Origin of the sequence: Leisingera sp. ANG-S5, from assembly GCF_000813925.1 — a bacterium.
Classification (GTDB): domain Bacteria; phylum Pseudomonadota; class Alphaproteobacteria; order Rhodobacterales; family Rhodobacteraceae; genus Leisingera.
The window spans coordinates 192,777-219,706 of sequence record NZ_JWLH01000007.1 but is presented as its reverse complement, the minus strand read 5'-3'; the positions used below and the strand labels follow the sequence as shown (position 1 = coordinate 219,706).

Annotated in this window: 26 protein-coding genes and 2 pseudogenes; 15 read left to right on the top strand and 13 right to left on the bottom strand. The window is 62.6% G+C overall.

All coding sequences use genetic code 11. The annotated features are described in order from the left end of the window. Positions 1-108: 108 nt before the first annotated feature. The 4 genes from gstA to RA25_RS12950 are packed head-to-tail and all read left to right on the top strand — an operon-like array spanning position 109 to position 2,302. Positions 109-720, top strand: a complete 612-nt coding sequence (gene gstA, locus RA25_RS12965) for a glutathione transferase GstA (RefSeq protein ID WP_039172854.1) — start codon at positions 109-111, stop codon at positions 718-720. Continuing rightward, complete coding sequence (locus RA25_RS12960) at positions 717-1,097, top strand: nuclear transport factor 2 family protein (protein ID WP_039172851.1); 381 nt, start codon at positions 717-719, stop codon at positions 1,095-1,097. The genes gstA and RA25_RS12960 overlap by 4 nt, the downstream gene beginning before the upstream one ends. Before the next feature lie 3 nt (positions 1,098-1,100). After that, positions 1,101-1,322, top strand: coding sequence for a tautomerase family protein (locus RA25_RS12955; protein ID WP_019296856.1), 222 nt, complete (start codon positions 1,101-1,103; stop codon positions 1,320-1,322). After that, positions 1,319-2,302: an NAD(P)H-dependent flavin oxidoreductase gene (locus RA25_RS12950; protein WP_039172849.1), complete on the top strand. Its 984-nt coding sequence runs from the start codon at positions 1,319-1,321 to the stop codon at positions 2,300-2,302. The genes RA25_RS12955 and RA25_RS12950 overlap by 4 nt, the downstream gene beginning before the upstream one ends. A gap of 76 nt (positions 2,303-2,378) precedes the next feature. Here RA25_RS12950 and RA25_RS12945 read toward each other — a convergent pair whose 3' ends face one another. After that, positions 2,379-3,242, bottom strand: coding sequence for an NADP-dependent oxidoreductase (locus RA25_RS12945; RefSeq protein ID WP_019296854.1), 864 nt, complete (start codon positions 3,240-3,242; stop codon positions 2,379-2,381). A gap of 99 nt (positions 3,243-3,341) precedes the next feature. Here RA25_RS12945 and RA25_RS12940 point away from each other — a divergent pair, with 99 nt between their 5' ends. Further along, positions 3,342-3,932, top strand: coding sequence for a TetR/AcrR family transcriptional regulator (locus RA25_RS12940; protein ID WP_241477412.1), 591 nt, complete (start codon positions 3,342-3,344; stop codon positions 3,930-3,932). A 149-nt stretch (positions 3,933-4,081) separates the two neighbouring features. Here the strand turns inward: RA25_RS12940 and RA25_RS12935 are convergent, their stop codons facing one another. The 7 genes from RA25_RS12935 to RA25_RS12905 form a co-directional block, all read right to left on the bottom strand. Further along, positions 4,082-5,434 (bottom strand): NAD(P)/FAD-dependent oxidoreductase, encoded by a 1,353-nt coding sequence (locus RA25_RS12935; RefSeq protein WP_039172843.1) that lies wholly within the window; start codon positions 5,432-5,434, stop codon positions 4,082-4,084. A gap of 27 nt (positions 5,435-5,461) precedes the next feature. Beyond that, positions 5,462-6,901: an aldehyde dehydrogenase family protein gene (locus RA25_RS12930; protein WP_241477411.1), complete on the bottom strand. Its 1,440-nt coding sequence runs from the start codon at positions 6,899-6,901 to the stop codon at positions 5,462-5,464. Between the two features lie 17 nt (positions 6,902-6,918). Next, the gene (locus RA25_RS12925; protein ID WP_039172841.1) at positions 6,919-7,740 is read right to left on the bottom strand and encodes an ABC transporter permease; all 822 of its coding nucleotides are present in this window, start codon (positions 7,738-7,740) and stop codon (positions 6,919-6,921) included. Then, positions 7,737-8,633: an ABC transporter permease subunit gene (locus RA25_RS12920; RefSeq protein ID WP_019296849.1), complete on the bottom strand. Its 897-nt coding sequence runs from the start codon at positions 8,631-8,633 to the stop codon at positions 7,737-7,739. Before RA25_RS12920 ends, RA25_RS12925 begins: the two co-directional genes overlap by 4 nt. A gap of 10 nt (positions 8,634-8,643) precedes the next feature. Continuing rightward, positions 8,644-9,810, bottom strand: a complete 1,167-nt coding sequence (locus RA25_RS12915) for an ABC transporter ATP-binding protein (protein ID WP_019296848.1) — start codon at positions 9,808-9,810, stop codon at positions 8,644-8,646. A gap of 126 nt (positions 9,811-9,936) precedes the next feature. Further along, positions 9,937-11,028 (bottom strand): extracellular solute-binding protein, encoded by a 1,092-nt coding sequence (locus tag RA25_RS12910; protein ID WP_039172838.1) that lies wholly within the window; start codon positions 11,026-11,028, stop codon positions 9,937-9,939. 50 nt (positions 11,029-11,078) lie between these two features. Further along, entirely contained in the window at positions 11,079-12,491 is a 1,413-nt protein-coding gene (locus RA25_RS12905) for an aminotransferase (RefSeq protein ID WP_019296846.1), read from the bottom strand. 155 nt (positions 12,492-12,646) lie between these two features. On the opposite strand from RA25_RS12905, the gene RA25_RS12900 reads away from it, so the two are divergent. Then, entirely contained in the window at positions 12,647-13,288 is a 642-nt protein-coding gene (locus RA25_RS12900; protein WP_193747976.1) for a TetR/AcrR family transcriptional regulator, read from the top strand. Between the two features lie 192 nt (positions 13,289-13,480). Here RA25_RS12900 and RA25_RS12895 read toward each other — a convergent pair whose 3' ends face one another. Further along, on the bottom strand, positions 13,481-14,407 hold the full coding sequence (locus RA25_RS12895; protein ID WP_019296844.1) for a LysR family transcriptional regulator: 927 nt from the start codon (positions 14,405-14,407) through the stop codon (positions 13,481-13,483). Between the two features lie 112 nt (positions 14,408-14,519). Between RA25_RS12895 and RA25_RS12890 the strand changes: the two genes are divergently transcribed. The 7 genes from RA25_RS12890 to RA25_RS12860 all read left to right on the top strand — a co-directional run bounded on the left by RA25_RS12890 (position 14,520) and on the right by RA25_RS12860 (position 20,508). Further along, complete coding sequence (locus RA25_RS12890) at positions 14,520-14,990, top strand: TRAP transporter small permease (RefSeq protein WP_019296843.1); 471 nt, start codon at positions 14,520-14,522, stop codon at positions 14,988-14,990. Beyond that, entirely contained in the window at positions 14,987-16,285 is a 1,299-nt protein-coding gene (locus RA25_RS12885; RefSeq protein ID WP_039137818.1) for a TRAP transporter large permease, read from the top strand. Before RA25_RS12890 ends, RA25_RS12885 begins: the two co-directional genes overlap by 4 nt. Before the next feature lie 45 nt (positions 16,286-16,330). Beyond that, positions 16,331-17,323, top strand: coding sequence for a TRAP transporter substrate-binding protein DctP (gene dctP / locus RA25_RS12880; protein ID WP_052254243.1), 993 nt, complete (start codon positions 16,331-16,333; stop codon positions 17,321-17,323). Positions 17,324-17,392: 69 nt separating this feature from the next. After that, positions 17,393-18,493 carry an NAD(P)/FAD-dependent oxidoreductase gene (locus RA25_RS12875; RefSeq protein WP_039172835.1) on the top strand — a complete coding sequence of 367 codons (1,101 nt, stop codon included), beginning with the start codon at positions 17,393-17,395 and terminating at the stop codon, positions 18,491-18,493. Next, the gene (locus tag RA25_RS12870; protein WP_039172832.1) at positions 18,468-18,779 is read left to right on the top strand and encodes a (2Fe-2S)-binding protein; all 312 of its coding nucleotides are present in this window, start codon (positions 18,468-18,470) and stop codon (positions 18,777-18,779) included. The genes RA25_RS12875 and RA25_RS12870 overlap by 26 nt, the downstream gene beginning before the upstream one ends. Beyond that, positions 18,766-20,160 carry an FAD/NAD(P)-dependent oxidoreductase gene (locus RA25_RS12865; protein ID WP_039172830.1) on the top strand — a complete coding sequence of 465 codons (1,395 nt, stop codon included), beginning with the start codon at positions 18,766-18,768 and terminating at the stop codon, positions 20,158-20,160. The genes RA25_RS12870 and RA25_RS12865 overlap by 14 nt, the downstream gene beginning before the upstream one ends. 9 nt (positions 20,161-20,169) lie before the next feature. Next, entirely contained in the window at positions 20,170-20,508 is a 339-nt protein-coding gene (locus RA25_RS12860) for a RidA family protein (RefSeq protein ID WP_039172828.1), read from the top strand. A gap of 1,281 nt (positions 20,509-21,789) precedes the next feature. Here RA25_RS12860 and RA25_RS12850 read toward each other — a convergent pair. After that, on the bottom strand, positions 21,790-22,902 hold the full coding sequence (locus RA25_RS12850) for a trypsin-like peptidase domain-containing protein (protein WP_036761829.1): 1,113 nt from the start codon (positions 22,900-22,902) through the stop codon (positions 21,790-21,792). 144 nt (positions 22,903-23,046) lie between these two features. Between RA25_RS12850 and RA25_RS12845 the strand changes: the two genes are divergently transcribed. Together RA25_RS12845 and RA25_RS12840 are read left to right on the top strand one after the other, a co-directional pair. Beyond that, positions 23,047-23,718: a winged helix-turn-helix domain-containing protein gene (locus RA25_RS12845; protein WP_019295398.1), complete on the top strand. Its 672-nt coding sequence runs from the start codon at positions 23,047-23,049 to the stop codon at positions 23,716-23,718. 40 nt (positions 23,719-23,758) lie between these two features. Further along, positions 23,759-25,072 (top strand): sensor histidine kinase, encoded by a 1,314-nt coding sequence (locus tag RA25_RS12840; protein WP_241477410.1) that lies wholly within the window; start codon positions 23,759-23,761, stop codon positions 25,070-25,072. 182 nt (positions 25,073-25,254) lie between these two features. Here the strand turns inward: RA25_RS12840 and RA25_RS12835 are convergent. The 3 genes and pseudogenes from RA25_RS12835 to repA all read right to left on the bottom strand — a co-directional run. Next, a pseudogene (locus RA25_RS12835) lies at positions 25,255-25,701 on the bottom strand (IS5 family transposase); the annotation flags it as partial. Between the two features lie 81 nt (positions 25,702-25,782). After that, a complete protein-coding gene (locus RA25_RS23015; RefSeq protein WP_019296424.1) occupies positions 25,783-25,953 on the bottom strand; it encodes a hypothetical protein in 171 nt (56 codons plus the stop codon). A 39-nt stretch (positions 25,954-25,992) separates the two neighbouring features. Further along, a pseudogene (gene repA, locus RA25_RS12830) lies at positions 25,993-26,830 on the bottom strand (plasmid partitioning protein RepA); the annotation flags it as partial. Between the last annotated feature and the right edge of the window lie 100 nt (positions 26,831-26,930).

Here is a 26,930-nt window from a genome sequence, read left to right as displayed (position 1 = left end):
GAGTTTCCAACATGTTCGTTTTTTTCGATCATAGTGCTGAAAACACAATATTATCAATCAATCATATTCGGAGGTAGTCAGAGGGCATCACCAACACAGGAGACTGTTATGAAACTCTACTACAAGCCCGGTGCTTGCCCTCTGGCAAGCCATATCGCCCTGCATGAAACCGGCCGCCCGTTTGAAATTGAAACCGTCGATACCGCCGCGGGCAGGACTGAAACGGGTGCGGACTACCGCGCGATCAACCCCAAGGGCTATGTTCCGGCCCTGGGCCTGGACGATGGCAGCATTTTGACTGAAGGGGCAGCGGTTCTGCAGTATATCGCGGACAGCCACCCGGAGGCAGGCTTGGCGCCGGAGGCTGGCACCCTGGCCCGGGCCCGGATGCAGGAACAGCTCAACTGGATCGGGAGTGAGCTGCACAAGGCCTTTGGCCCGCTGTTCCGCGAGGGCACATCCGAGGCCGGCAAGGACGCTGCGCGTACCGCTGTTGCGGGCAAGTTCGATTTCATTGAAGCCCAGCTGGCGGATGGCCGAGAGTGGCTGATTGAAGACCAGTTCTCGGTGGCGGATGCCTACCTGTTCGTTGTCTCGAACTGGGCAAATTTCACCGGTATCGACCTGGCCCGCTGGCCCAATCTTGCCGCCTTTGTGAACCGCAGTGCAGCCCGTCCATCGGCACAGGCAGCGATGCGCGCCGAAGGGTTGATCCAATGACGCCCGCCGATCACAAAGCGGTCGGCGAACTGATGGGGGCCTATTTTGAGGGCCTCCACCAGGCCGACAGCACCATGCTGCGCGAGATCTTCCACCCGCAGCTGGCCTATGTCTGCGCCACTGAAGGCGATGAGCTTTACTTGGATCTTGAGACCTACATGACCCGCGTCGACGGGCGTGAGCCGCCCGCCAAACGCGGCGACCTGCGCGAGGAGGAGATCCTGGAGATTGCCTTTGCCAGCAACCGTCTGGCCCATGTCAGCGCCCGGATGACCATGATGGGCCGGGACTTCCACGACCTGCTGACCCTGGTTCGCCACGGCACCGAATGGCGCATCGTTGCGAAAGTGTTTTCCTATGCTCCACGAAAGGACTGACTCATGCCTTATGTGAATATCAAGGTGACCCGCGAAGGCGGCCCTGATGGCAACGGCCCAAGCGCAGATCAAAAGGCGCAGCTGATTACCGGGGTCACTGGTCTTCTGCAGGACATTCTGGGCAAGAACCCAGCGACGACCTTTGTCGTGATTGACGAGGTCCCGCTGGAGGATTGGGGCGTCGGTGGCCTGCCGGTGCAGGAATACCGGAAGAAAGCTCAATGAAGACGCGGCTGACAGAGGCGCTGGGGATCACCTGTCCGGTGATCCAGGCGCCGATGGCCTTTGCTGCGGGCGGCGCGCTGGCCCGCGCCGTCACCCAAGCCGGCGGGCTGGGCATGATCGGGGGGGCTTATGGTGATGTCGGCTGGATTGAACAGCAGTTCACCGCCGCCGCGGGGGCCCGCGCGGGCTGCGGGCTGATCACCTGGAAGCTGGCGGAACAGCCGCATCTGCTTGATCTGGTACTTGCGAAGGATCCCGCGGCGGTGTTCCTGTCCTTCGGCAACCCGGCGCCATTTGCGCCTGCGATCCGGGATGCCGGCGTGCCGCTGATCTGCCAGGTCCAAACCCTGCGCGATGCCCGACAGGCGCTGGACTGCGGCGCGGACATTCTTGTGGCTCAGGGGGCAGATGCCGGCGGCCATGGCGAGACGCGCGGCACCTTTGCTTTGGTTCCCGAGATAGCGGACGAAATCGCGCGCCGGAACAGCACGGCGCTGCTCTGTGCCGCAGGCGGCATCACCGACGGGCGCGGTCTGGCTGCGGCCCTGATGCTGGGTGCAGATGGTGCGGTGATCGGCACCCGGTTCTGGGCCTCGCACGAGGCGCTGGTGCATCCCCGCATCCTGGATCGCGCGCTTGCTGCGACCGGTGACGATACGATCCGCACCAAGGTGGTCGACGTGGTCCGCGGCTATGATTGGCCTGCGCGCTACAATGGCCGTGTGCTGCGCAATTCCTTCATTCAGAAATGGCACGGCTCCGAAGATGCCTTGAGGATGGAAGCAGGCGCTGAAGCCGCTAAATGGTTGGCAGCTCAGGATGCAGGCGATCCGGATGTGGCAACCGCCTTTGCCGGCGAAGGCATCGGCCTGATCCGCTCGGCCGCGCCTGCAGGCCGCATTCTCGCAGACTTCATGGATGACGCGCAGCAGTGTCTGGCCCGGGCGGCTGCTGCAATGGGCGTGCCCGCGCCCGCGTAGCAATCCGGGACCCTTCGGCAGCACGAAAAACCGGCACAGGCGGGGGCGGCCCTGCCTGTGCCTTTCGCTGCAGGTGTCAGCAGGTATGGTCCAGAACAAACTTGCCGGTACGTCCGGGCGCCTCCAGCCTCCGGTGCGCCTCTGCGATCCGGTGAAGCGGCATGATCTCCTCGATCCCCGGATCCAGGACGCCCTGGGCCAGCCAATCCGACAATGGCAGCAGAACCTGCTGATTGGCGGGATTTTGAACTGTCACTGGGGTGATGCCCCGCGCTGCGGTAAAGACCCCGCCCGGCTTCCACCACTCCGGAACAATGGTTGCATAGGCCCCGCTGTCCTTCACCGCAGCAAAAGCCTGATGCGCATGTTCACCGCCGCGCACGTCAATGGCGCCATCCACGTCTTGTGCATCAGAGGCCGCGAGTTCGAACCCCAGCAAAGGCGCGATCGCTGCAGCCATTGCGCCAACCGCCCCTTTGGGATTGTTGACCAGAACACGGGCGCCCGGCGGCAGATCCAGCGCTTGATATGCCGCCAGTGCGGTGCTGCCGATCAAAGGCATTGCAGCGGCTGTGATGAAAGAAACCGCATCGGCAATCTTCACAATCTGGCTGGCAGGCAGGGTGGTAAATTCCGCATGGGTGCCTACCAGCGATCCTGGTTGCGGTGAGAGCCCCATCACCCGGTCTCCGGGGGCAAACCCTTCCGTTTCAGGGCCAAGCGTCTCGACAGTGCCTGCCGCATCCCAGCCTAGGATCATCGGAAATTGGGCTGGGTCATAGGGTAGGATCCGTCCAGACCGGACCCCCGCATCCACAGGGTTCACACTGGACGCATGGACCCGGATCAGCACCTCCCCCGGCTTGGGTTCGGGGTGCGGCTGTTCCGCTATCCGGAACACTTCCACCCCGCCAAAACTCTCGATAACTGCTGCTTTCATCCTAGCCTCCACCCATTCTGTAGTGATTGATAAACAATGGGCGGCTTGCCGGGTCAAGCACATTTGTGTAGTGATCGGTAAATAATAATGGAGGCAGCCATGGGGCGGCAGCGGTCCTTTGACACCGATCACGTGATTGAGCAGGCGATGCTGCTGTTTTGGGAACGAGGATATGAGGCTGCGTCCATGGCAGAACTCAGTGCTGCCATGGGATTGAACCCGCCCAGTATTTACGCGGCTTTTGGCAACAAACAGGCGCTGTTTGAACGCTGCACCGCCCATTATGTCAAGCATGTTGCGACTTACGCCCCTCGCGCCCTTGATGAAGAAGCAACTGCCGCCAAGGCTCTACGCCGCCTTGTGTCCGAGGCGATTGAGGCCTTTTGCACGGAACAAAGGCCCAAGGGTTGTCTCCTGATCAGTGCCGCAACCAATTGCGGCAAAGGCAGCGAATGCGCGCAGGAACTGCTTGCCGGCTACAGGCAAGCCAGCGAGTCGATGATCGCAGACCGGATCCGGCGCGGTATCGCCGCCGGGGACATGGCTGTATCCGTCAAGCCGGACTTGCTGGCAAAATTTGTCTCGGTGCTGATCCAGGGGTTTGCAGCGCAAGCCCGTGACGGTGCAACAGCAGACGCATTGCACGGGGTGGCAAACCTTGCGCTCAGACAGGTTGAGGTTTCGCTTTGATGGCACAGGCCGGTAAATCCTGGTTTTCTTACACGATGAGAAATTCAGTTCGGAAGTTCTGCTCTGCACCGAAAACTCAACCGCCCCCGGTGGTACCGGAAGTGTTCCACGCGCAGCGAGTCTGTTCAGTCGAGTCAGCGCGGAAGTTCCTAATGCAGGTCTTTCATGCCGTAATATGTGTACGCTAGAGGTAGGAGGTGGCGGCGGTAACTCAGCAATGGGAACGTTGAAGGCTGCACCTTCATGAGCTCGGGTAAAGGGGAAACGCATGGCTTTCCGGCGGCAATTCCAGCAATCAGCCGCCCGGTATATGTCGCCATTGCAACGCCGCCGCCGTGGTAGCCAAATCCGGTCCAGGCGCGCCGCCAGTCTCCGATCTGCCCGGCATAGGGGGTGAGACCGCGGGTCAGGCAGACCAGGCCGCTCCAATGGTATTCAGTTTCAGCCTTGGCAAGGGCCGGGAACATCATCTCGAAATCACGGCGGATCCGGCGTCGCATCTGCTGTGTGGAGCCGGGGGTGATGTTGCTGGTGCCGCGCATCCCGAACAGCACCCGGTTGTCCGGCAGCAGGCGGAAGTAATGCAGCAGGTTGCGGGTGTCATAGGCGATGCGCCGGGTGGTCCAGCCCTGCGCCTGTTTCTCGGCTTCGGTCAGGGGCCGCGTCACCATGATATGCGAGACCACCGGCAAATAGCGCCCGCGCAGCCAGTCCGGCAGGTTGTCGCTGCTGTAGCCGTTGCTGGCGACGATCAGCCGGTCCGCTGTAATGCGGCCCGACGGTGTTTCGATGATATAGGTGCCGCCGGGCTGCTCCTGCACCGACAGAGCCGGGGTATTGCCGTGGACCACCGCGTCGGCCTGTTGCGCCAGATGGGCCAAGCCGGCCGCGTATTTGCCCGGATTAAGTCCAAAGCCCAGAGGCAGCAGAAACCCGCCGTGGAACCCGTCGCCGTGCAGGCCTTCCTGGCGCATCTCCTCGGCAGACAGCACCGGGCAGTCCACCCCGGCATATTGGCGCAGGCCTGCGGCCATTTCCGGCAGGGCGCGGGCCGCGCGGGCGCTGTGGGCCAGGCAGTATTCGCCGTCATCCTGCGCCTCTGCCTCGATGCTGCCTGGCGAAGTGAGATCGCGGACCAGCGCAACCGCCTCCTTCTGGGCGCTGAAGAAGGCGCGCAGATCGTCCTCGCCGAAGCGGCGGATGATATCGCTGTTGCCGAGTTTGGCGCCGCCGAAGCCGCAGAAACCGGCATTGCGCCCCGAGGCGCCCCAGCCGGGCCGGGCGGCGTCGATTACCAGTGGCGCCTCGCCGTGCTCGCGGGCCAGATGCAGCGCGGCGCTGAGGCCGGTGTAGCCCGCGCCGATAATGGCCACGCCCGTGCGCCGGTCGCCGTCCAGCGGCGGATAGGCAGGGGCGGCGGGCAGCGTGGCCTCCCAGTAGCTGCCGGCAGGGGCCTGGGTGTCATAGGCGTGAGCGCTGTAGATGCGGCGGAGGATTTTCATGGCACTGGTCCGTTTTTGCAGCTCCCGTCAGGGTGCTGCAATCACCTTGGTTTCGAGGAATTCGAGAATGCCTTCGCGGCCGCCCTCGCGCCCGACACCCGACATTTTGACCCCGCCGAAGGGGGAGCCTGCACCCAGGAAGGCGCCGTTCACATTGACCATGCCGGACTGCAGCTCCCGGGCAACGCGGCCTGCGCGGGTGCTGTCGCCGGTCTGCACATAGGCCGACAGGCCGTAGGGCGTGTCATTGGCGATGGCGATGGCCTCTTCCTCGTTGCTGAAGGGGATCATCACCAGCACCGGGCCGAAGATTTCCTCCTGCGCCACGCGCATGTCGTTGGTCACATCGGCGAAGATGGTGGGGCGGGCGTAGTAGCCGGTGTCGAAACCTGCCGGCTTGCCCGGCCCGCCGGCCACCAGCCGCGCGCCTTCCGCAATGCCGGCCTCGATCATCTCCTGCACGCGGGCATACTGCTGAGCGCTGGACAGCGGTCCCATGTGATCGCCCGGTTCTGCGGAGTTGCCGACGGTCATTTGCGCGCATTTCGCCTGTGCCAACTCCACCGCGCGGCCATAGACGCTGCGCTCCACCAGCATCCGGGTGGCGGCGTCGCAGCTTTGGCCGGTGTTGACGAAACAGGCCTCCACCCCTTCGGCGATGGCGGTTTCCAGATCGCAGTCGGCAAACACCAGGTTCGGGGATTTGCCGCCAAGCTCCAGTGCCACCTTCTTGACGGTTTCCGCGGCATCGCGGGTCACTGCGACGCCGCCGCGCGTGGAGCCGGTGAAGGACATCAGGGCGACATCCAGGTGGCGTGACAGCGCGCCGCCAGCCACAGGGCCTTCGCCGTGGACCAGGTTGAAGACGCCCGCGGGCACGCCTGCCTCGTGCAGCACCTCGGCATAGAGGATCGCCGACAGCGGCGTCAGCTCGGAGGGTTTCAGCACCATTGTGCAGCCGGCGGCCAGGGCAGGGCCCACTTTCAGCACGATCTGGTTGACCGGCCAGTTCCAGGGGGTGATCAGCCCGCAGACGCCAGCCGGCATCCGCACCAGCGTGTCGCCGTTGGGCAGGGTTTCTTCGAAATCGAGCGCCTTCAGGTCTGCGATGATGGCCTCCAGGTGGTCGATGCCCACCTGCGCCTGCATCTCGCGCGACATGGTGATCGGGGCGCCCATCTCCAGCGAGATGGCCGTTGCGAAATCATCCACGCGGGCGGTGTAGATCTCCAGCACCCTTTCAAGGAGCGCAATGCGGTCCTCGCGGCTGGTGGCGGCAAAGCCGGGCAGCGCGGCCTTGGCTGCGGCCACGGCGGCGTTGACGTCTGCTTCGCTGCCAAGCGCCAGGCGGCCGAGGGACTGTTCCGTGGCAGGGTTGATCACCTCCGCCGAGGCACTGCCGCGGGGGGCGGTCCAGCGGCCGCCGATATAGAGCTGGGACATGTTGTACTGCATTGCCGTATCCATTTAGGTTTGAGGGCGGGTCATGCGGCGGCGGCCGCCGCGCGGTTTTCCTGTTTCTGGCGCCGCTCCTGCCGCCGGTTGATCAGCGACGCGGCGATGACGCCAAAGGTAACGATACCGATCAGCATCGTGGACAGCGCGTTGATCTCGGGCGAGACGCCCAGCCGGACGGAAGAATAGAGCTTCATCGGCAGGGTGGTGGAGCCGGGGCCGGAGGTGAAGGTGGCGATCACCAAGTCATCGAGCGACAGGGTGAACGAGAGCAGCCAGGCCGAGATCACCGCGGGCGCGATCACCGGCAGGGTCACCTGGCGGAAGGCCGAGAACGGGGTGCAGCCCAAGTCCAGCGCCGCATCCTCCAGCAAGCGGTCGAAACTGGCCAGGCGGGAAGAAACCACCACCGAGGCATAACACATGGCAAAGGTCGCATGGGCAATGGTGATGGTCCAGAAGCCGCGGTCGAGGCCGATAGCGACGAACAGCAAAAGGAGCGACAGGCCGGTCACCACCTCTGGCATCACCAGAGGCGCAAAGATCATGCCGGAGAACAGGGTGTGGCCGGGAAAGGAGCCCGCCCGCACCATGACAACCGCGCTGAGCGTGCCCAGCACTGTCGCCAGCGTGGCCGAGACAAAGGCGATGCGCAGGGTGATCCAGGCGGCCTCCAGATAGGCGTCGTTGTTCAGCACGATGCCGTACCATTTGGTGCTGAAACCGCCCCAGACGGTGACCAGGCGGGAGTCGTTGAAAGAGTAGATCACCACCAGCAAGAGCGGCAGGTAGAGGAAGGCCAGGCCGAAGGTCAGCGAGGTCAGGTTGAACATGTTGAAACGGCGGATCATCCCAGCTCCTCCTGATGTTTCTGCTGGTGGCGCTGGAACAGCACGATGGGCACGATCAGGATGGTCAGCAGTACGATGGCCACCGCCGCCGCCACGCCCCAGTCGCGGTTGGAGAAGAACTCGAGCCACAGGGTCTTGCCGATCATCAGCGTGCCGGAGCCGCCCAGGAGGTCGGGTATCACAAACTCGCCGATCGCCGGGATGAAGACCAGGAAGCAGCCCGCAACCACCCCCGGCAGTGACAGCGGCAGGGTGATCTGGCGGAAGGCGGCAAGGGCGCCGCAGCCGAGATCCTCGGCGGCTTCCAGCAGCCGGCCGTCGATCCGTTCCAGCGAGGCATACAGCGGCAGGATCATGAACGGCAGGTAGGAATAGACGATGCCGACATAGACCGCGATCTCCGTGTGCATGATCGCCAGCGGCTGTTCAATGATGCCAAGTTTCATCAGCGCGAGGTTCAGGAAGCCCTCGTTCTTGAGTATGCCGATCCAAGCGTAGATGCGGATCAGGAAGCTGGTCCAGAACGGCAGGATCACCAGCAGGAGGAGGGTTTTGCGCCAGTCCTGCGGCGCCTTGGCCATGGCATAGGCCACCGGGTAGCCGATCAGCAGGGTGAGCAGGGTTGCGATGGCGGCGACCTTCACGCTGTTGAGATAGGCCTTGAGATAGATGCCGTCCTCGGCCAGCCAGAGGAAGTTCTCGAAATCGAACTGCGCGAAGGAGGCGCGCAGGCCTGCAAGCCCCTCATCGAGGCTGAATGTCGGGGCATAGGGCGGGCTGGCGGTGACGGAATCGGACAGCGCGATCTTGATGACGATCAGGAAGGGCACCAGGAAGAACAGCCCCAGCCAGAGATAGGGCAGCAGGATCAGCAGGCGGCGTGATGTCCTCATGGTCCGGCCCTCACGCGTCGACCAGCACGCAGGCGCCTGCGCGCCAGCTGAGCCAGACCCGGTCGTTCCAGTCGATTTCGCGGCGCGAGGTCAGGAGGCGGTTGGCCTCCTGAGCGCGGATCAGCATGCCGCCGTCGAGCCGCACCAGGAAGGTGGAAGCGCTGCCGGTGTAGGAGATCTCCTCAACCGTGCCCTCCACCATGTTCACGTTGTGGGCGTCTGCGGGCCGGTCCTTGGTGACGTGGATCTTCTCGGGACGCAGCACCAGAGTCTTGCGGGCGCCGGGGGTCATCACATCCTCGGGCTGCGGGCGGATCGCCAGCCGGGTTCCGCCATCCCAGCGGGCCAGCGCCAGATCGCCCTCCATGCCCGCGAGCTCAACATTGATCAGGTTCACGTTGCCTATGAAATCAGCGACATAGCTGGACGCCGGATGCTCGTAGATCCGCGCAGGCGTGTCGGTTTGCAGCAGCTTGCCTGCCTTCATCACTGCGATGCGGGAGGAGACGGTCATCGCCTCGTCCTGGTCGTGGGTGACAATAATGAAGGTGAGGCCCAGCCGGTCCTGCACGTCCATCAGCTGGAACTGGGTCTCTTCACGCAGCTTCTTATCGAGCGCGCCCAGCGGCTCGTCCAGCAGCAGCACCTTGGGTTTCTTGGCCAAAGAGCGCGCCAGCGCCACCCGCTGCATCTGGCCGCCGGACAGCTGGTGCGGCTTGCGGTCCGCGAAGCCTTCGAGCTGCACCAGCGCCAGCATTTCGTCGACCCGGTCCTGGATGTCGCGCTTCTTCCAGCGCTCCTGTTTGAGCCCGAAGCCGATGTTTTTCGCCACCGTCATATGCGGAAACAGCGCGTAGGACTGGAACATCATGTTGATCGGGCGCCGGTTGGCGGGGATGCCGGTCAGGTCCTGGCCGTCCAGCAGGATGCGGCCTGAGGTCACCTCCTCAAACCCGGCCAGCAGCCGCATCATCGTGGTCTTGCCGCAGCCGGAGGGGCCGAGGAGCGAGAAGAACTCGCGTTCCTGGATATCCAGGTTCAGATCCGAGATCGCAGTGAAGCTGCCAAAGGTCTTGGTCACATTCTCGAAGCGGATCAAGGGCGGGCGGGCTGGTTTCAGCGGACTGGCGGGTTCGGCCCGGGCGGCGGCGGCACTGGCCGGATCATGGAAGTTCATTGGTGCAGGTTCCCCTGTTGCAAGTCCCTGCCGCGATGTGAGCGGGCGCCGCGGCAGGGCAATTGATGCGCGGCCCGCAGGCCGCAGCAGGGCTGGATTGGCGCGGCCCGGAAGCCGCGCCGGGGTTCACTGGCCGGTGCGGACCTTGGACCAGGTGCGGGTGTACAGGCGCTCGGTCTTGCGGTCCTGAAGCACCGGGGTGGTCAGCATCTCCATCGTCGCCTCGGTCGGATAGACGGCGGGGTTGCTGGTCAGCTCCGGATCGATCTCAGCCTGGGCGGTGAGATTGGCGCTGCCGTAGCGGATGAAGTTGGCGTTCTGGGCTGAGACCGAAGGCTGCAGCAGGTAGTTCAGGAAGGCATGGGCCTCATCCACGTTTTTGGCATCAGCCAGGATAGCGAGGCCGTCAAAGTCCAGCAGCGTGCCCTCTTCCGGGATGATGTATTCCAAGTTGACACCATTGCCGGCTTCCTTGGCCCCATCGGCGGCCCAATAGGCGTCACCGCTCCAGGTCAGGCCGAGGCAGGCATCGCCGTCGGACAGGGCGCCGATCATGGCATCGGTGGAGATCTGGGCGATATTGTCCCGGATCGCGCCGATATGCGCCCCGGCGGCGGTGATCTGATCCTTGTCGCTGGTGTTCGGGTCCTGGCCCATGTCGATCAGCGCGGCGCCGATCACGTCGATAGGAGAGTCCACGATCATCACGCTGCAGTCAGCAAGCTTGCCGGAGATCTCCGGATCAAACAGCAGGTCCCAGGACTTGGGGTGGTCCGCACCCAGCCGCTCTGCCAGCTTGCCGCTGTTGTAGGCGATGCCGAAGGTCCACCAGTTGTAAGGCACCAGGTATTCATTGCCGGGATCGAAGGTCTCGATCAGGCCGGCGATCTTGGGCCAGACGTGCTGCAGGTTGGGGATCTTCGACTTGTTGATCTTTTGCAGCACCCCGGCCGAGATCAGCCGCGCGGTGCCGGTGGAGGAGGGGACGATGATATCATAGCCGGAGCTGCCCGCCAGCACCTTGGTTTCCAGCATCGCGTTGGAATCATAGGTGTCATAGGTGACGTCGATGCCGGTCTCGGATTCAAACGCCTCGATGATCGCGGGGTCCAGGTAGTCGCTCCAGTTGTAGATCACCAGTTCGCCTTCTGCCGCAGCGGCGGCGCCCCAGATGGCAGCCGATCCGGCCAGCAGGCTGGTTGTCAGCTTGGTTTTCATGGTTCCCTCCCGTGTTGGGTTTGTTTTGGTTCTTCTAAGGGATGCGGGCCTCAGGCCCGCATTGCCTCCAGTTCAAGGCCCTGGCCCAGCAGTTCCCGGGTTGCGCGCTGGACGCCTTCGGTCAGAATGTCGAACATGTCGTCGATCTGGGCTTTGGTGATCACCAGCGGCGGCGAGAAGATCGCCATGCTGCCGTAGGGGCGGACCATCAGCCCCAGTTCCTGGCAGCGGGCGTCGATCACGGCGCCGATGGTGGCGTCAATCTCGGCGCTGGCCTGGCCGTCGCGGGTCAGCGAGCATTCGATGCAGCCCACCAGCCCCATGCCGCGCACATCCGCGATCAGCGGCAGCTCCAGCATCTGATGCAGGCGCTTCTGGAAATGCGGCGTCACCTTACGGACATGCTCCAAAATGCCGTCACGCTCGAAGATCTCGATGTTCTTGAGGCCCGCGGCGGCACAGACCGGATGGCCGGAATAGGTGTAGCCACTGGTGAAATAGACGTCCTTGGAGATATCGCCCTCGATGTCCTGAAACAGCCGGTCGGAGAAGATCGCGGCACCCATCGGCGCATAGCCCGAGGTCAGCCCTTTGGCGCAGGTGATGATGTCGGGGGTAATGCCGAACAGCTCCTCGGAGGCGAACCAGTGGCCGAGGCGGCCGAAGCCGGTGACGACCTCATCCGAGATGTAGAGAACGTCATGCTTGCGGCAGACCTCCAGGCAGCGGCTGTGGTAGCCCGCGGGCGGCACGATCACGCCGCCGGAGCCCAGCACCGGCTCTGCGATGAAGGCGGCGACATTGTCCGCGCCCAATTCCAAAATGGCGTTTTCCAGATCCGCCACCTTTTCATCCAGGAATGTGTCGATGCTCATGCCCTGGGGGCGGCGGAAGGCGTTCACGTCCGGTAGGAAATGGGGGATGGACTGGTCAGTGTCGAACCACTGGCGCTCGCTTGGCTTGCCGCTGAGCGAGGCGGTCAGATAGGTGCCGCCGTGGTAGGCATGCGCCCGGGTGATGATCCTTTTCTTGGACGGCTTGCCCAGCAGGTTGTTGCGGAAGTGGACAAAGCGGATGGCGGTGTCCACCGCGGTGGAGCCGCCGGTGGTGAAGTAGACCCGGTTGAGGTCGCCCGGTGCGCGTTCGGCGATGGCATGGGCGAATTCCGCGCTGACGGATGTGGCCTCGCTGAAGGGCGAGCAATAGGCCATCTTGCGGGCCTGCGCCGCCATCACATCGGCGATTTCCGTGTTGCCGTAGCCCAGCTGCATGCACCACATGCCGCCGGGGCCGTCGATCATCTTGTTGCCGTGTTCGTCGTAGACATAGATGCCTTCGGCGTACTCGCTGAACGTCCTGTCGGCTTTTCCGGCACCCTGGACTTCCAGCCCTTCCCACGGATGGAAGTAATTCTCCTTGTCCCAGGTTTTGAAGTTTTCGAAGTCGTTTCCAAGTTTGGTCATCTCGGCCCTCTGTCCGGAGTGTTGCTATCATGAATGAACGTTCATACATTATGCTTAAGTGAATGATCGTTCATTGTCGATGGAAATCTGTTGCAAACGCGGGCATGGTGCTGGAAAGGCGGCGGGCCTGTGGCAAGAAAAAGAGGGGCGGGCAGATGGCAAGTGCCGAAGAAGCCAAGAAAAAGCGGAAGGTAGACAAGGATCTGCACCGGGAGGTCCTGTTGGAAGCTACTGCCAGCGTAATCCTCCGGCACGGCGTGAGCGGCGCCACGATCAGCCGTATTCAGGAGGAATCCGGGCTGTCGCGCGGCATGATCAACCTGCATTTCCAGTCCAAGGACAATCTGATTCGCGAACTCGCCATCCACATGACGCGGCAGTACAATGACGCCTGGCAGAGCTTCACCAGCCAGGCCGCCGCAGGGGTCAGCACGCCGGAAGATGCCGCCGCCCGCCTGCAGGCGCTGTTCGAAACGGATTTCTCAGAAGCGGTGCTCAACAAGCGCAGCGCCCGGCTGACTTTTGCCTTCCGCGCCGAGCCAGATCTGCAGGCGCTGGGACCCGGTTATATCGAAACCCGCGGAACCGCCCTGCATGACCATGTGCGCAGCTGCTGCCGAGTGCTGTGCGAAGCCAGCGGCACCCGCGGCGATCCAGAAAAAGTGGCCATGGCAATCATGTCTTTACTGGAAGGTTTGTGGACCGATTTTCACGCCCATCCAGATGAGTTCAGCAGAATAGGCGCAGTAGAAATCTGCCGGACTACCACCCGAGCATTTTTTCCCGACTATTTCTGAGTGGGAAAAACAGGCAGGCCTGAGACGCCCTGTTTAGTAGGCCGATTAAGAAAGAGCTTCTTAGGTGCAAGGCTGGCAGTGTTGCCTTCGCAGAATTGGAACGGTTTGGTTCCAGGCGGGCTGGCGAGTTCAGGTGCAGCCAAATCACGCAACACAGTGTTCCGGAAACTGCCGTAGGTCTGTGCGCCTCTGTTAGAGGCTGTTGTTCAGTTCAGCCTGCATGTTTTCGATGGCGTTGCATAGCTGCTCTGTGAACGCCTTGGATGTCAGCGACTGGGTGGCGTAGCCCGGCGTCAGGATCGACACGCCTGTTCCGATTCGCGGTCGGAACCGGCGAAACACCAGATCTTCTTTGGTCTGGCGCTGCTGCAGGCAGCTATAGGCGGTGATCATGTCACAGATCATGTAGCACATACCTGCCGCAACGAATTGCAGGCCAGGCGCCCAAGTCCGCAATTCCAGTCGCTTATGGAAGCAGCAGCCGCTCCGGTGAAAGGCGGCCTCAGTCCGCACTGTCAGCGGGTGCTGATCGAACAGCACCGCCATCGGTTTGCCGTCCAGATCCTGCGGGGTGATCTCTGCGGCTGCCGCAAGCGGGTCGCTGGCAGGAACGACGCAGACGCACTCCAGATCGAAATCCATCTGCCGGACAGAGGGGCGCGGGGCAGGGGTCTCGGCAAAGCCGATGTCGAACTGCTGCGAGGCGATCAGATCCTCGATCACGTCTGAGGAGCGCATGATCAGGGCGACCTCAAGCTCATCCTTGCCCTGCAGAAAATCCGTTAGAATCCGCGGCATGAACATCCCGGAGGCCGCCGGGTGGCACGCGACGCGCAGCTTGCCGGCCTCGTGGCTGCGGATTTTGCTGACCGTGCGTTCGATCCGCTCGATGCGCTCCAGAACGGTTTCGCACTCCTCGAGAAAAAACTGCGCTTCCGGCGTCGGGATCAGCTTGCCCTGTTCTCGGACGAACAGGCTGAAGCCCAGCTCGCCCTCCAGCGTGGAGATCATCGTGCTGACGGCGGGCTGGGTGCGCCCGACGGTGCGCGCGGCCTGGGAGATGGAGCCGCTGCGCATGACCTCGCGGAAGGTGAAGATCTGGCGGATCGAGAAGTTCATGGCTGGGGTATCAAGTCAGTTTATGAAGTCACAGATATTTTGAAATTGATCTTATGACCCTTGTCCAGCCAAATCCACCAAACCCGGTGAGGGGACACCGGAAGGAGGACAAATGGACACATTTTCAAAATATCTGCTGACCGGGCTGATCTGCCTGGTGGCCCTTGGCCAGTTCGTCCAGGTGGTCACCCGCTATCTGCTGCAGATCCCGGTGATGGGGCTGGAGGAAACCATGCTCTACCCGACCATCTGGCTCTACATTCTGGGTGCCGTGAACGCTTCGCGCGAGGATACCCACATCCGCGCCAACGTGCTGGAAATCGCCATCAAGACAGAGCGCGGCCATACCGTGCTGGCGATCATCGGGGAAATCATCAGCCTGACCGTCGGCGTGTGGCTGCTGAGCTGGGCCTGGGAGTACACCCAGTACGCCTGGCGCGTCTGGAAGGAGAGCCCGACGCTCTACCTGCCGACATTCTATTCCGAAGTGGCGCTCGTGGCCGGTCTGGCTCTGATGATGCTCTACACCGCGGTGCACCTGTTCCGCCATATCAACGCCCTGCGCGCCGGAGCCGCAAAATGATTGAAATCGCACTCCTTGCCATCGCCGTTCTGGTGCTGACCCTGACCCTGGGCGTGCCGCTGCCCTACTGTTTCGGCGCCGCCCTGATGATTATGTATTTCCTGGGCGATGTGACCATGAAAGGCATGATGCTGTGGGGTTCCCAGCAGCTGGGCAACCCGGTTCTGCTGGCCATTCCGCTGTTTGTTCTGGCAGGAACCATTATGTCAGCCAGCGGCATCGCCGCCTCCCTGCTGAATTTCGTCAATGCCTTCATCGGCCATATCCGCGGCGGCCTGGGCGTTGTGGCGGCGGTCAGCTGCGCCATCATCGGCGCGATCTCCGGCTCCGGCCTGACCGGCATCGCCGCCATCGGCCCGCTGCTGATCCCCGAGATGGAAAAGCGCGGCTACCCGCGGGAATACGCTACTGCGCTGATTGCCAACTCGTCGATCCTGGGGCTGCTGATCCCGCCGTCTGTGACCATGATCGTCTATGGCTGGGTGACCGATACCTCGATCCTCGCCTGTTTCCTGGCGACCCTGGGGCCGGGCCTGCTGATCATGTTCAACTTCTCGGCCATGAACCTGTGGATGAGCCGCAAGTTCGACCTGGTGCTGGATGATGCGCCCACCTTCTCCCAGCTGGCAGGCGATGTGGCCAAGAAAGGCTTTAACGCGACCCCGGCACTGCTGATGCCGGTGATCATCCTGGGCGGCATCTACGGCGGCATCATGACCCCGACGGAAGCCGCCGCGCTGTCGGTGATCTATGCGCTGCCGGTCGGCTTCTTCATCTACAAGGGCCTGAAATGGGACAGCTTCCTGGAGGCCGGCAAAGAAGCCGCCACGGCGGTGGGCGCGATCATGGTGATGATCCTGTTCTCGATGATCCTGAGCCAGATGTTCGTCTATGAAGCGATCCCGCAAAAGATGGTCAGCGCAATCTTCGAGATCACCGACAACAAGGTGCTGCTGCTGATCTTCATCAACATCCTGCTGTTCCTGGTCGGTATGGTCGTGAACGACGTCACCGCCATCATCCTGATTGCGCCGCTGCTGCTGCCGCTGATGCAGGCGATCGGCGTCACCCCGGTGCAGTTTGCCGCGATCATGGGCGTCAACACCGCGATGGGCGGCGTCACCCCGCCCTATGCCTCGATCCTCTACCTTGGCGCGCGGATCGGCAATGTGAAGGTCACCAAGGTGATCCCGCCCGCAATGATCCTGATCCTGACAGGCTATGTGCCGGTGGTCTTCCTGACCTCGCTGTGGCCCGACCTGTCGCTCTTTCTGCCGCGTTTCTTCGGCTATTGACCCCACCCCTGACAAACACCTGACACCCTACGGAGGAGACTACCCATGAAACACTTTCTGACCGGCACCGCTGCTGCTGCCCTGATGTCGCTGGCAGGCCTCGCCTCGGCCGCCGACCTCAAGATGAGCCACGTGCGCCCCCAGGACACCACCATCGACAAGGAGCTGCGCGCTTTTGCAGCCCAGGTGGACGAAGCCACCGGTGGCGATGTGTCGATCAACATCTTCCCGGCCTCTGCGCTCGGCGATTACACCACCGTGCAGGAGCGCATCAGCGTTGGCGCCATCGACATGGCAACCCAGCCGGCCGCAGCCGCGGCTGACCGCCGGATGCAGATCAGCTCCTTCCCCTATCTGGCCAACAACTGGGATGAGGCACGCAAGATCTACGGCCCCGGCGGTGCGGTGCGCGACGTGATGGCAGAGCTTTATGCCAAGCAGGACATCACCATGCTGGCGGCCTACCCGGTGTATTTCGGCGGCATTGCGCTGAATACCGATGCGGTCAGCCCGGGCGACCCGTCGCAGTCCAACGGCATCAAGGTGCGGGTGCCCGGCATCAAGAGTTTCCAGCTGACCGGCGAAGCTCTGGGCTACATCCCGTCGCCGATCCCGTTCTCCGAGGCGTTCACCGCGATCCAGACCGGCGTAGTTGACGGCGTCATCGGTTCCGGCGCCGAAGGCTATTACGCTTCGTTCCGCGACGTGACCAAGGCCTATGTGCCTGCCAACACTCACTTTGAGGTCTGGTACATGATCATCTCCAACGGTTCGCTGGCTGAGCTGGATGCCGATGACCAGGAGGCGCTGAAAGCCGCCGCAGCGGAGTTTGAAGCGCAGCGCTGGACCGTCGCCGAAGAGGATCAGGGCAAATGGGAGCAGCGCCTGGCCGATGAACTGGGGGCCAAGGTGGTCGATCTGAGCGGCGACGAACTGGCTGCGATGGCCGCCAAGGTGCGCCAAGACGTCTGGCCGGTGGTTCTGGAAGACGTTGGCGCCGACTGGGGCCAGGGCATTCTTGACCAGATCGGCAAGTAATCCCGTATCAAGGACAGGGGCGGCCGCGCGCCGCCCCGCAACCGCAGCCAACCTTTGGGATACGGCAGGATGGAAGCAGATTATGCAGTGATCGGCGGCGGCGTTGTTGGCCTGTCCGTGGCCTGGGGGCTGCTCCGGCGCGGCAAGCGCGTCACGGTGCTGGACGGCGATGACGGCGCGTTCCGGGCCAGCCGCGGCAACTTCGGCCTGGTCTGGGTGCAGTCCAAGGGCATGAAGCAGCCGCGTTATGCCAGCTGGAGCCAGCAGTCCGCTGCAGCTTGGGCCGGGTTTGCGGCAGAACTGGAAGACGGCACCGGCCGCTCTGTCGGGTTGCAGCAGAACGGCGGCTATGACCTGCATTTCTCCGAGGAAACGCTTTATGCCACCGTGGCGCAGTACGATGCGCTGAAGGACAGGCTGAGCGGCAACTACCCTTACGAGGTTCTGGGCCGCAACGCGCTGAGCCGCGAGGAGCCGCATATCGGCCCCAAGGTGGCGGGCGCGATCCTGCATCATCAGGATGGCCACGCAAACCCGCTGCGCCTGCTGGTCTCTCTGGCGGAGGACGTGCGGCGGCTGGGCGGCACAGTTCTGAACGGTAAGACCGTTACCAGGGTTTCCAAGCCCGATGCCTTCAAGGTCCAGTGCAGCGACGGCACCGTGGTTACGGCAGGCAAGGTTGTGCTCTCCGCCGGGCTCGGCGCGATGGAGCTGGGCCCCAAGCTGGGTTTCAAGGCACCGGTGCGGCCGCAGCGCGGCCAGGTGCTGATCACCGAGAAGATGCCGAAACTGATCAACCGCCCTTCGCTGATTGCCCGCCAGGTGGACGAGGGCGGCATCCAGATCGGCGCTACCAACGAAGAGGTCGGGCTGGATGACGGGGTGACGCAGCCGGGCCTGTCCGGATTGGCCGCCGAGGCGATCGCGGCCTATCCGGCGCTGGCCCGCGCGCAGCTGGTGCGCAGCTGGGGCGCCTTGCGCATCCTGTCGCCCGACGGGTTGCCGATCTACCAGGAAAGCCCCGAACTGCCGGGCGCCTACCTTGTCACCTGCCACAGCGGCATCACCCTGGCCGCGGCCCATGCGCTGTTCCTGCCGGATTGGCTGGAAGGCACCGCAGCCGCCCCTGATCTGGAGGTGTTCAGTGAAGACCGATTCCCTGTTTCTTGAGCTGGCAGATGATGCCCCCCGCGTGCGGGTCTGGTTCGACGGTTTGCCGCTGGAGCTGCCTGCAGGCGCCAACCTTGCCGGGGCGCTGCTGGCGGCTGGCGTGCAGGTGTTCCGCCACACGCCCGTGTCGGGCGCGCCGCGGGCGCCGTTCTGCATGATGGGCGCCTGTTTCGAATGCCTGGTGGAAACCGGCGGCCGGGTGCAGCAGGCCTGTATGCTGGAAGTCGAGGAGGGCATGAAAATAGCCCGCCCGCATAAAGCGGAGGCAAACGATGCAGCGCTGTGATCTGGCCATCATCGGCGCGGGCCCGGCCGGCATGGCCGCCGCTGCCGAAGCAGCTAAACAGGGCCTGAGCGTCATCCTGCTGGACGAACAGAACCGCCCCGGCGGGCAGATCTACCGCGAGGTGGACCGCGCGGGCGGGCCGCGCGGCGCTATTCTGGGGCAGGAGTATCTGCATGGGGCGACCCTGACGGCGGGTCTTGGCGGGGCCGGGATCACGCATCTGTCCGGTGCCGTTGTCTGGGCCATCGAGGACGGGTTCCGCATCTCCTTTACCCGGCAGGGCCGGGCAGGGCAGGTGGACGCGGACCGGGTAATCCTGGCAACCGGCGCGCTGGAGCGTCCGATGCCGCTCCCCGGCTGGACCCTGCCGGGGGTGATGACCGCAGGCGCTGCGCAGATCCTGCTGAAACAATCCGGCGTGCTGCAGCGCCGCGCCGTGCTCGCCGGGTGCGGGCCGCTGCTCTATCTGATTGCGGCGCAGATGGTGCGCGCGGGCACGCCGCCGCTGGCCCTGGTGGAGACCCAGACCGCGGCCAGCCCGCTGGCAGCAGCCCGCCACCTGCCCGGTGCGCTGCGCGGCTGGCGCTATCTGGCCAAGGGCCTGAAGATGCTGGCAGAGATCAAGCGCGCCGGCGTGCCGCGGTATACCGGTGCCACGGAGATCGTTGTGGCGGGCAGCACCGGGGCCGAGGCGGTGACTTTCCGCAGCAAGGGGCAGGGGCACAGCATCGCCTGCGATACCGTCCTGCTGCATCACGGCGTGGTGCCGAACACCCAGGCCGCGCGCTCGATCAACGTGCCGCATGTCTGGTCCGGTGCGCAGCAGTGCTTTGTGCCTGAGACTGGAAAATGGGGCGAGACCGGCAGGGACGGTGTTCTGATCGCCGGCGACGGCGCGGGTATCAGCGGTGCAATGGCCGCCGAATATGCGGGCCGGATAGCAGCGCTGAAAACGGCAGAGGAGCTGGGCCGGATCACCGCGCAGGAGCGCGACCGCCTGGCCGCGCCGCTGTTCAGCAATCGCAGCCGGGAAACCGCTGTGCGGCCGTTCCTGGATGCCGCCTATCCGCCCTATGCGGGCGCTGTGCGGCCCGCCGACAGCACCATCGTCTGCCGCTGCGAGGAAGTCACCGCGGGCGACATCCGCAGCTATGCCAGGCTTGGCTGTCTTGGCCCGAACCAGGCCAAGGCCTTTGGCCGCGCGGGCATGGGGCCGTGCCAGGGCCGCTATTGCGGGCTGACCGTGACCGCGCTGCTGGCCGAGGCCAACGGGCAGACCCCTGACGCGACCGGCTACTACCGCATCCGGCCGCCGATAAAACCCGTGACACTGGGCGAACTGGCGGCGATGGACGACCCTGCTGCCACCGCCGCTGAATAGGAGAACAAGATGATCGAACGGATCGAAACCGGCCCCCGGATGAGCAAGATCGTGAAGCACAATGGCGTGGCCTATCTGTGCGGCCAGGTCGGGGACGGCGCTGACGTGGCTGAACAGACCCGCGACTGCCTGTCCCGCGTCGAGGCGCTGCTGGAGAAGGCCGGCTCCTCGCCGCAGCAGATCCTGCAGGCAATTGTCTGGCTGGCCGACATGAAGGATTTTACCGAGATGAACGCGGTCTGGGACGCCTGGGTGCCCCAGGGCCATGCCCCGGCCCGGGCCTGCGGGGAGGCAAAGCTGGCCCGGCCGGAGCTCAAGGTGGAAATCATTGTGACTGCAGCTTGCTGACCCTGAACGCATTCTTGCAGGCAAGCTGGAAGGCTTGGCTGACCGTAGCCAGTAGAATTGAGAAATGTGCGATAGCCTGTTGAGCCCAAGGCTATTGTCTTGCCAAGGAACCCAAATTCTTTTTCGTGCGTCATTGGCAAGCTCTAACCGTCAAGACTGTCAACTGCCTGCACCGGAAATTTGCCGCTACGTTCGTCCGATCTAGGGACAGAAAAGAAATGACCGTGACCGCCAAAGAGCGCTGGTGCTGACCCTGCACTGTATGCTTAGTGCTCATTGCAATTGGAAATGGTGGGCTTAGATAAATGGAGGCCACCCAAGTTAGCGCGCTGTACTAGCCGTTGTGGTGCTTGGCCTCGGTGGCTTCAACGCGCTGTTTGAGCTGATGTCATCGGTATGTGTAGAAGAATGGACAGCAGACTGACCGGCCGCTTGATTCGGACGCCGCGGCGTCCGGTCCAGGATCAGGTATTTACTGCGGCCAATTGGGTCTTAATCGGTAGACGCGCTTGGCAGAAGAAAAGCGCGCTCAACTTGGCTAAGCCATTCAAGTGCCGCTGGCTTACGCGCTTGCATAAGGTGGCTCCCATTTTCTTAAGCTGCGCCGTTGAAAGGCTGGCCTCTGCGTAGACAAGCACAAAGTTGACCGAAGGCAGTGCGTCGGACACGCTAGTTTTGACCACCGCCTGTTGCATGGCCAGAGAGATTTTCTACTGACCCCGTATGCAAAATTTAGCAATAGGATCGTCATTTTACATGTTCGTGAGGGCGAGAAAGCCGGTTATGCTATGAGCTGATCCGGCTAGGCCTTCCGCTCGTCACACGTTGCAAAATATCTGTGGTTGATTTCAAACAGGGCGCACGAACAGTGCTGTGCGGTAACAGGGGTTCCGGTACCGCTGAATTCTAATGTGAATTCCGCCGACGCAATAAACTCTGTTACCTGCCGCATTCCCGACCCTAAGCAGTTCGAACTTGTTCTAATTCTGGGTGCCTGCTTGAGACAGTTGATTGATTGCTTCGGCAAGATCGTCGTTTGCCACCTTCGGCTAGACTTGCAGGGCCGATAATCACATTTCCTGCAGTTGTGTCTAAAGGCAGGTTCATATCCCGCGTCCCGGTCTTGGATACGATGGATCGGTTGCATGCGGAACAAGAATGCTTGGTCTTGATTCCAGCACGGTTGCAAATGCGATTGCTTGTCAGCTTCAAAAGGTCCAGCGAAGTTAGCGGTCGTGCCTCCTGTCTGCTTCCAGGCAGGAGGTGATGTTATGTAATGGTTCAGGCATCCTGGCTGGCACGGTCGCCCAGGATCACGTTCAAGGTGACTTCTTTGCCCTTGCGCAAGACTTGGATCCGGGTCTCTGCACCAGGGGGATTCATGGCCACGGCGGAGGTCAGATCACGCACTTCAACGGTTTCCGTTTTACCGAACCGCAACACAACGTCGCCGGGTTTCAGCCCTGCCTCCGCCGCAGGGCTGCCGGGCTCGACGCCTTCGATCACCACACCCTTGCCGGCCTCGCGGCCCAGCACATTTGCGGCGTCTTCAGAGAGCGGCTTGATCTGCACGCCCAGCCAGCCGCGGGTGATCTCGCCGTCGTCTTCGAGGTCGGCAACGATCTTCTGAACCATATCGGATGGCACAGCAAAGCCGATGCCGACGGAGCCGCCGCCCGGCGAGTAGATCATCGTGTTGACGCCGACGACCTCGCCTTCGGCATTGAACAGCGGGCCGCCGGAGTTGCCCTTGTTGATGGCTGCATCGGTTTGGATGAAGTCGTCAAACGGGCCGGAGTTGATGTTGCGAGAGGTGGCCGAGACGATGCCGGAGGTCACGGTGCCTGCAAGGCCGAAGGGGCTGCCCATGGCGAGCACCTCATCCCCGACGCGCAGGTCGCCGGAAGAGCCGAACTCCACCGCGGTCAGCGGCGCACCTGTTTCGACCTTCAGCAGCGCGATGTCGGTCAGCGGGTCGGCGCCAATCATCATGGCGTCATGCTTGCTGCCGTCAGAGAGGGTGACGGAGACGGTCTGGGCGTTGTTGATCACATGGTGATTGGTGACGATCAGCCCGTCTTCAGAAATCACGAAACCGGAGCCTGCGCCCTTGACCTGGCGGCTGTTGCCGAAATCCGGCGCGCGCCCGCCGAAGCGGCGCATGAAGTCTTCCATGAACTTGTCATTGTACATTCCCTGCTGGTCCGTGGTGGGTTCCGCCTTGGCGGTGACTTCGACAAAGACGACGGCCGGGGAAATGGTTTCAACCAGATCGGCATAGCCGCCTGCAGGCACGGCCAGGGCGGGGGCGGGCGCCGGAGCCATCATTGCGGCGGCAGAGGCGGCGGCGGTCAGGGCAAAGGCGAACCGTTTGGGAGCGTTGGTTTGGGGCATCTTCAATTCCTTGCTTCACTAGGGATGCAAGGCAGATGGCAGGCCGTCATTTCAATCGCCTGACGCATTCTATACAGATCTGTAATGTGCGCTGAACCCGGATCCGGTTTAAGACCCGGGAGGCGCAGCGAAGCGGGGGATGGCTTGAAGATCCTGGTGATAGAAGACGATGCCACGACCGGCCCCTACGTTGCTTCGGGCTTGCGTGAAGAGGGGCATATTGCTGATCTTGTGACCGACGGCCGCGAAGGGCTTCTGCAGGCCGCTGCGGCGGAGTACGATGTGCTGATCATCGACCGGATGCTGCCGTCGCTGGACGGGCTGAGCCTGATCAAGACCCTGCGCGGCGCTGGTGTTCGCACACCAGCCATCATGCTGACCGCGCTGAGCGGGGTAAACGACCGGATTGACGGGCTGGAGGCTGGGGCGGATGATTACCTGGTCAAACCTTTTGCCTTTGGCGAGCTGGCAGCCCGTGTCGCGGCACTGGCCCGGCGCCCGGGCCTGCAAGTGCAGGAGACCTTTCTGCGGGCAGGGGATCTGGAGATGGACCTGGTCCGCCGCAGAGTTACCCGCGCAGGCCAAGAGATCGAGCTGCTGCCGCGCGAGTTCCGCCTGTTGGAGCACCTATTGCGCCGCAAGGGGCGGGTGCAAACCCGCACCATGCTGCTGGAAGCGGTCTGGGAAATCAGTTTCGACCCGCAGACCAATGTTGTGGAGACCCATATTTCGCGCCTGCGGTCCAAGGTCGACAGGCCTTTTGACACCGGCCTGATCGAAACCGTGCGCGGCGCGGGGTACCGCATTGCCGAATGATGCCCTGACCCGTGCGCGCGTTCTGCTGCGCTCCTCACCAGTGCGGCAGTCGCTGTGGCTGTCGCTCTTGTTTGTTGCGGCCAGTGCACTGAGTCTTGGGGTCACGTACTATGTGGCGCATGGCACGCAGGACCGGGCCATCCGGGAAAGCCTGATGCAGGACATGGCGGGATTCCGCGCAACGCCCTCTGCCGCGGCGCTGGCGGCGCTCGTCAATGCCGAAACGGCAGAGACCGACCCGCAGCGCCGCCTGCTCAGCTACCGTCGGCCCGGCGGGCGGATCGTGGCCGGCAATGCCGCCATCACGCAGCAGCAGGAGGGGTTCCGGGTGGTGGCGCTCGGCCCGGCGCCGGTGGCGATCGAAGGCCGCTTTATTTCACTCAGCGCCTATGTGCATGGCGGCCTGTTGACGATTGCGCAAAGCGCCAAGCCGCTGGACGACTTGCGCCAGACCTATCTTCGGGTGGTTCTGTTCAGCCTGCTTCCTGCCATCGCCGCTGCGGTATTGGGCGGGGTGTTTCTTGCGCGGCGCGCCGCCCGGTCTTTGGCGGGTATCGAAACCACGCTGTCGGCGCTGACCTCAGGTGATCTGTGCGCCCGGGTGCCGCAAATGCCAGATCGTCAGGGGGATATCGCCCGCATCGGCCGCAGCGTGAACCGCATGGCCGACGCGCAGCAGCAGTCCACCGAGGCGCTGCGGCAAGTGTCGGCGGATATTGCCCATGACCTGAAGACACCTGTCCAGCGGTTGGAATTGCAGCTTCAGCGCCTGCAGGAAACTCCGGAACTGCCGGAAGAGGCACAGTTACTAGCGGATAAGGCGCTGGAGCAAACCAAGGGCATCATAAGCACGTTCCAGGCTTTGTTGCAGATCGCCCAACTGGAAGAAGGAACGCCACGGTCCCGGTTCGGGACGGTAAATCTATGCGAGATCGCCAGTACTTTTGCCGACATCTACGAACCTGCAGCAGAGGAGCAGGGCCGCAATTTGGTGCTTGATCTACCGGGAGCACCGGTGATGATTACCGGTGACAAGGCGCTTATCGACCAGATGCTTGCCAACCTTATCGAAAATGCACTGCGTCATACACCTGAGGGAACGGATGTTGCGGTATCTCTGCAACAGGAAGCGGCAAAGGCAACTCTGATGGTCCGCGACCACGGGCCTGGTATCCCAGAAACCGAACACCAAAACGTGCTGCGCCGCTTGTACCGCTTGGAACAGAGCCGTACCACACCAGGCAGCGGCCTTGGCCTCAGTCTCGTGGCGGCCATCGCCGATCTGCATGGTGCAGAGTTGTCTCTTTCCAACGCAAGCCCAGGCTTGCGGGTGAGCGTGGGTTTCAGCAGTTGAAAAGTCCTGTGCCAGTTTTTTCAGTACGTTTTCCTGGCACTTGATAAACCATGGGATGATCTGCTCCTCTACACCTCAGAAGCCCGGCCATTCATCATCGACAGGACTGGTAAAACATCGACGCCAGTGAAAAGCATGACGTTTTGCACGTGATTTGGTCAGGGTTGTCTTGAAAAACGGTATCAGCCTTTTAGGGTCAGGACACATAGCCAATATATGACCATTGCTGCGAGGGCGATTGCTGATAGGTATACCTTCGGGCACCTATCGTATCGGGTCGCCAGGCGCCGCCAATCCTTCAATCTGCCAAACGTGATCTCTATCCGATTGCGGCATTTGTAACGTCGCTTGTCGTGTTTCACCGGTTTCTTCCGCTGTTTCCGGCCGGGGATGCAGGCGCGTATCCCTTTGTCTTTCAACGCTTCTCGGAACCAATCAGCATCATGGCCTTGATCACCCAGCGGCCTTTCCACCCTTGGCAAGCCGCCCACCAAAGCGCGGGCGCCGATGTAGTCGCTGACTTGCCCAGCTGTAACGAATAGGTCCAGCGGGCGTCCCTGGCTGTCGCAGATGGCGTGCAGCTTGGTATTCATGCCGCCTTTGGTTCGACCAATCAGGCGGCCACGCCCCCGTTCAGCGAGGAATTGATCCCCCGGATCAATTCCGGGCCCGCTTCACTTGACGCCCAAAAGGCGTGAGGGGCATATATCCTATGCCATCATCACGAAAGACAAAAAGACGAGCGGCCCGTGAATCGCCTTGGCCAGCGCGTCCCAGCGGTGGCGGCCGATGCCCTGTGCCGAGCCGATGGCGCGGATCAGATCGGTGCCGATTGCCTCGTCAATGGCGATTGAGACGGAGGATTTGGTGACGGCCAGCACCTCGACGACCTGCGACTAGTTGCCAAAGCTATTTTCGACCAGCTCCTGCGCGAACAGCGCCTTGTAGCCGTACATGGTACGCAGGAAGGCAACGATGCGGTTCCGCGGCGCATCCGACGGTTCATAGCGGTTCAAGAGGTAGCGCATCCAGTCGTGGCTCATGTCAGCGCAGGACTAGGCAATCACGTCCATCTGGTCGGCGGTCATGCGCAGGAATTGCGACATCGACATCACGTCGAGCATTTCCGGGTGGATGGTGACCAGCACGCCGGTTGCGGTGGAGAGCGCCGACATGGTGAGGAAGCCGAGCTGCGGCGGGCAGTCGATCACCACCACGTCATAGTCGGAATCGACATGTGTTAGAGCCTCTTTGACCCGGAAAAAGAACAATCCGGCGCTGCCCTGCGCGAGCGCACGGGGGGTGTCGTGCTCGAACTCCATCAGTTCGAGGTTGCCGGGGATCAGGTCGAGGTTCGGGATATAGGTCTTGCGGATCACCGAGGAGATCGGCGCCGGGTCGTCATAGCGGATGGCGTCGTAAAGCGTGCCGCCGTCCTTGAGGTCGAACTCCGGCTGGACGCCGTGCAGGGCAAGGTGGGACGCCTGCGGGTCAAGGTCGATCGCCAGCACACTGTAGCCCTTGAGCGCGAGGCGCTGCGTCAGATGGGCGGAGGTGGTGATTTTGCCGGGGCCGCCCTTGAAATTCATCACGCCGATGAACTGCATGTGATCACCATCGTGCCGACGGAGCAGGTAGTCGCCTGGTTTGCAATCGGTTTTTCAAGAACTCGTGCTGCACGTGGAGCTGGGCCGCAATACATTCTGAATGCAGAAGGATCACCGCATTCAGATCCTTAGGTGTGTATGCACGACCCATCTTCCCTTGTGCCTGCCATCTGCGCCGCTCTGCATTTTACCCGTGTGTTTGCTGCCTGGCGCGTTCACGGAATTTGGCGTTTGCCGCCTCTTTTCCGGGA

What these genes read in the sequence shown, in the direction of transcription:
- gstA (WP_039172854.1), top strand. Translation starts at nt 109, where the DNA reads ATGAAACTCTACTACAAGCCCGGTGCTTGCCCTCTGGCAAGCCATATC.
- RA25_RS12960 (WP_039172851.1), top strand. Translation starts at nt 717, where the DNA reads ATGACGCCCGCCGATCACAAAGCGGTCGGCGAACTGATGGGGGCCTAT.
- RA25_RS12955 (WP_019296856.1), top strand. Translation starts at nt 1,101, where the DNA reads ATGCCTTATGTGAATATCAAGGTGACCCGCGAAGGCGGCCCTGATGGC.
- RA25_RS12950 (WP_039172849.1), top strand. Translation starts at nt 1,319, where the DNA reads ATGAAGACGCGGCTGACAGAGGCGCTGGGGATCACCTGTCCGGTGATC.
- RA25_RS12945 (WP_019296854.1), bottom strand. Translation starts at nt 3,242, where the DNA reads ATGAAAGCAGCAGTTATCGAGAGTTTTGGCGGGGTGGAAGTGTTCCGG.
- RA25_RS12940 (WP_241477412.1), top strand. Translation starts at nt 3,342, where the DNA reads ATGGGGCGGCAGCGGTCCTTTGACACCGATCACGTGATTGAGCAGGCG.
- RA25_RS12935 (WP_039172843.1), bottom strand. Translation starts at nt 5,434, where the DNA reads ATGAAAATCCTCCGCCGCATCTACAGCGCTCACGCCTATGACACCCAG.
- RA25_RS12930 (WP_241477411.1), bottom strand. Translation starts at nt 6,901, where the DNA reads ATGGATACGGCAATGCAGTACAACATGTCCCAGCTCTATATCGGCGGC.
- RA25_RS12925 (WP_039172841.1), bottom strand. Translation starts at nt 7,740, where the DNA reads ATGATCCGCCGTTTCAACATGTTCAACCTGACCTCGCTGACCTTCGGC.
- RA25_RS12920 (WP_019296849.1), bottom strand. Translation starts at nt 8,633, where the DNA reads ATGAGGACATCACGCCGCCTGCTGATCCTGCTGCCCTATCTCTGGCTG.
- RA25_RS12915 (WP_019296848.1), bottom strand. Translation starts at nt 9,810, where the DNA reads ATGAACTTCCATGATCCGGCCAGTGCCGCCGCCGCCCGGGCCGAACCC.
- RA25_RS12910 (WP_039172838.1), bottom strand. Translation starts at nt 11,028, where the DNA reads ATGAAAACCAAGCTGACAACCAGCCTGCTGGCCGGATCGGCTGCCATC.
- RA25_RS12905 (WP_019296846.1), bottom strand. Translation starts at nt 12,491, where the DNA reads ATGACCAAACTTGGAAACGACTTCGAAAACTTCAAAACCTGGGACAAG.
- RA25_RS12900 (WP_193747976.1), top strand. Translation starts at nt 12,647, where the DNA reads ATGGCAAGTGCCGAAGAAGCCAAGAAAAAGCGGAAGGTAGACAAGGAT.
- RA25_RS12895 (WP_019296844.1), bottom strand. Translation starts at nt 14,407, where the DNA reads ATGAACTTCTCGATCCGCCAGATCTTCACCTTCCGCGAGGTCATGCGC.
- RA25_RS12890 (WP_019296843.1), top strand. Translation starts at nt 14,520, where the DNA reads ATGGACACATTTTCAAAATATCTGCTGACCGGGCTGATCTGCCTGGTG.
- RA25_RS12885 (WP_039137818.1), top strand. Translation starts at nt 14,987, where the DNA reads ATGATTGAAATCGCACTCCTTGCCATCGCCGTTCTGGTGCTGACCCTG.
- dctP (WP_052254243.1), top strand. Translation starts at nt 16,331, where the DNA reads ATGAAACACTTTCTGACCGGCACCGCTGCTGCTGCCCTGATGTCGCTG.
- RA25_RS12875 (WP_039172835.1), top strand. Translation starts at nt 17,393, where the DNA reads ATGGAAGCAGATTATGCAGTGATCGGCGGCGGCGTTGTTGGCCTGTCC.
- RA25_RS12865 (WP_039172830.1), top strand. Translation starts at nt 18,766, where the DNA reads ATGCAGCGCTGTGATCTGGCCATCATCGGCGCGGGCCCGGCCGGCATG.
- RA25_RS12860 (WP_039172828.1), top strand. Translation starts at nt 20,170, where the DNA reads ATGATCGAACGGATCGAAACCGGCCCCCGGATGAGCAAGATCGTGAAG.
- RA25_RS12850 (WP_036761829.1), bottom strand. Translation starts at nt 22,902, where the DNA reads ATGCCCCAAACCAACGCTCCCAAACGGTTCGCCTTTGCCCTGACCGCC.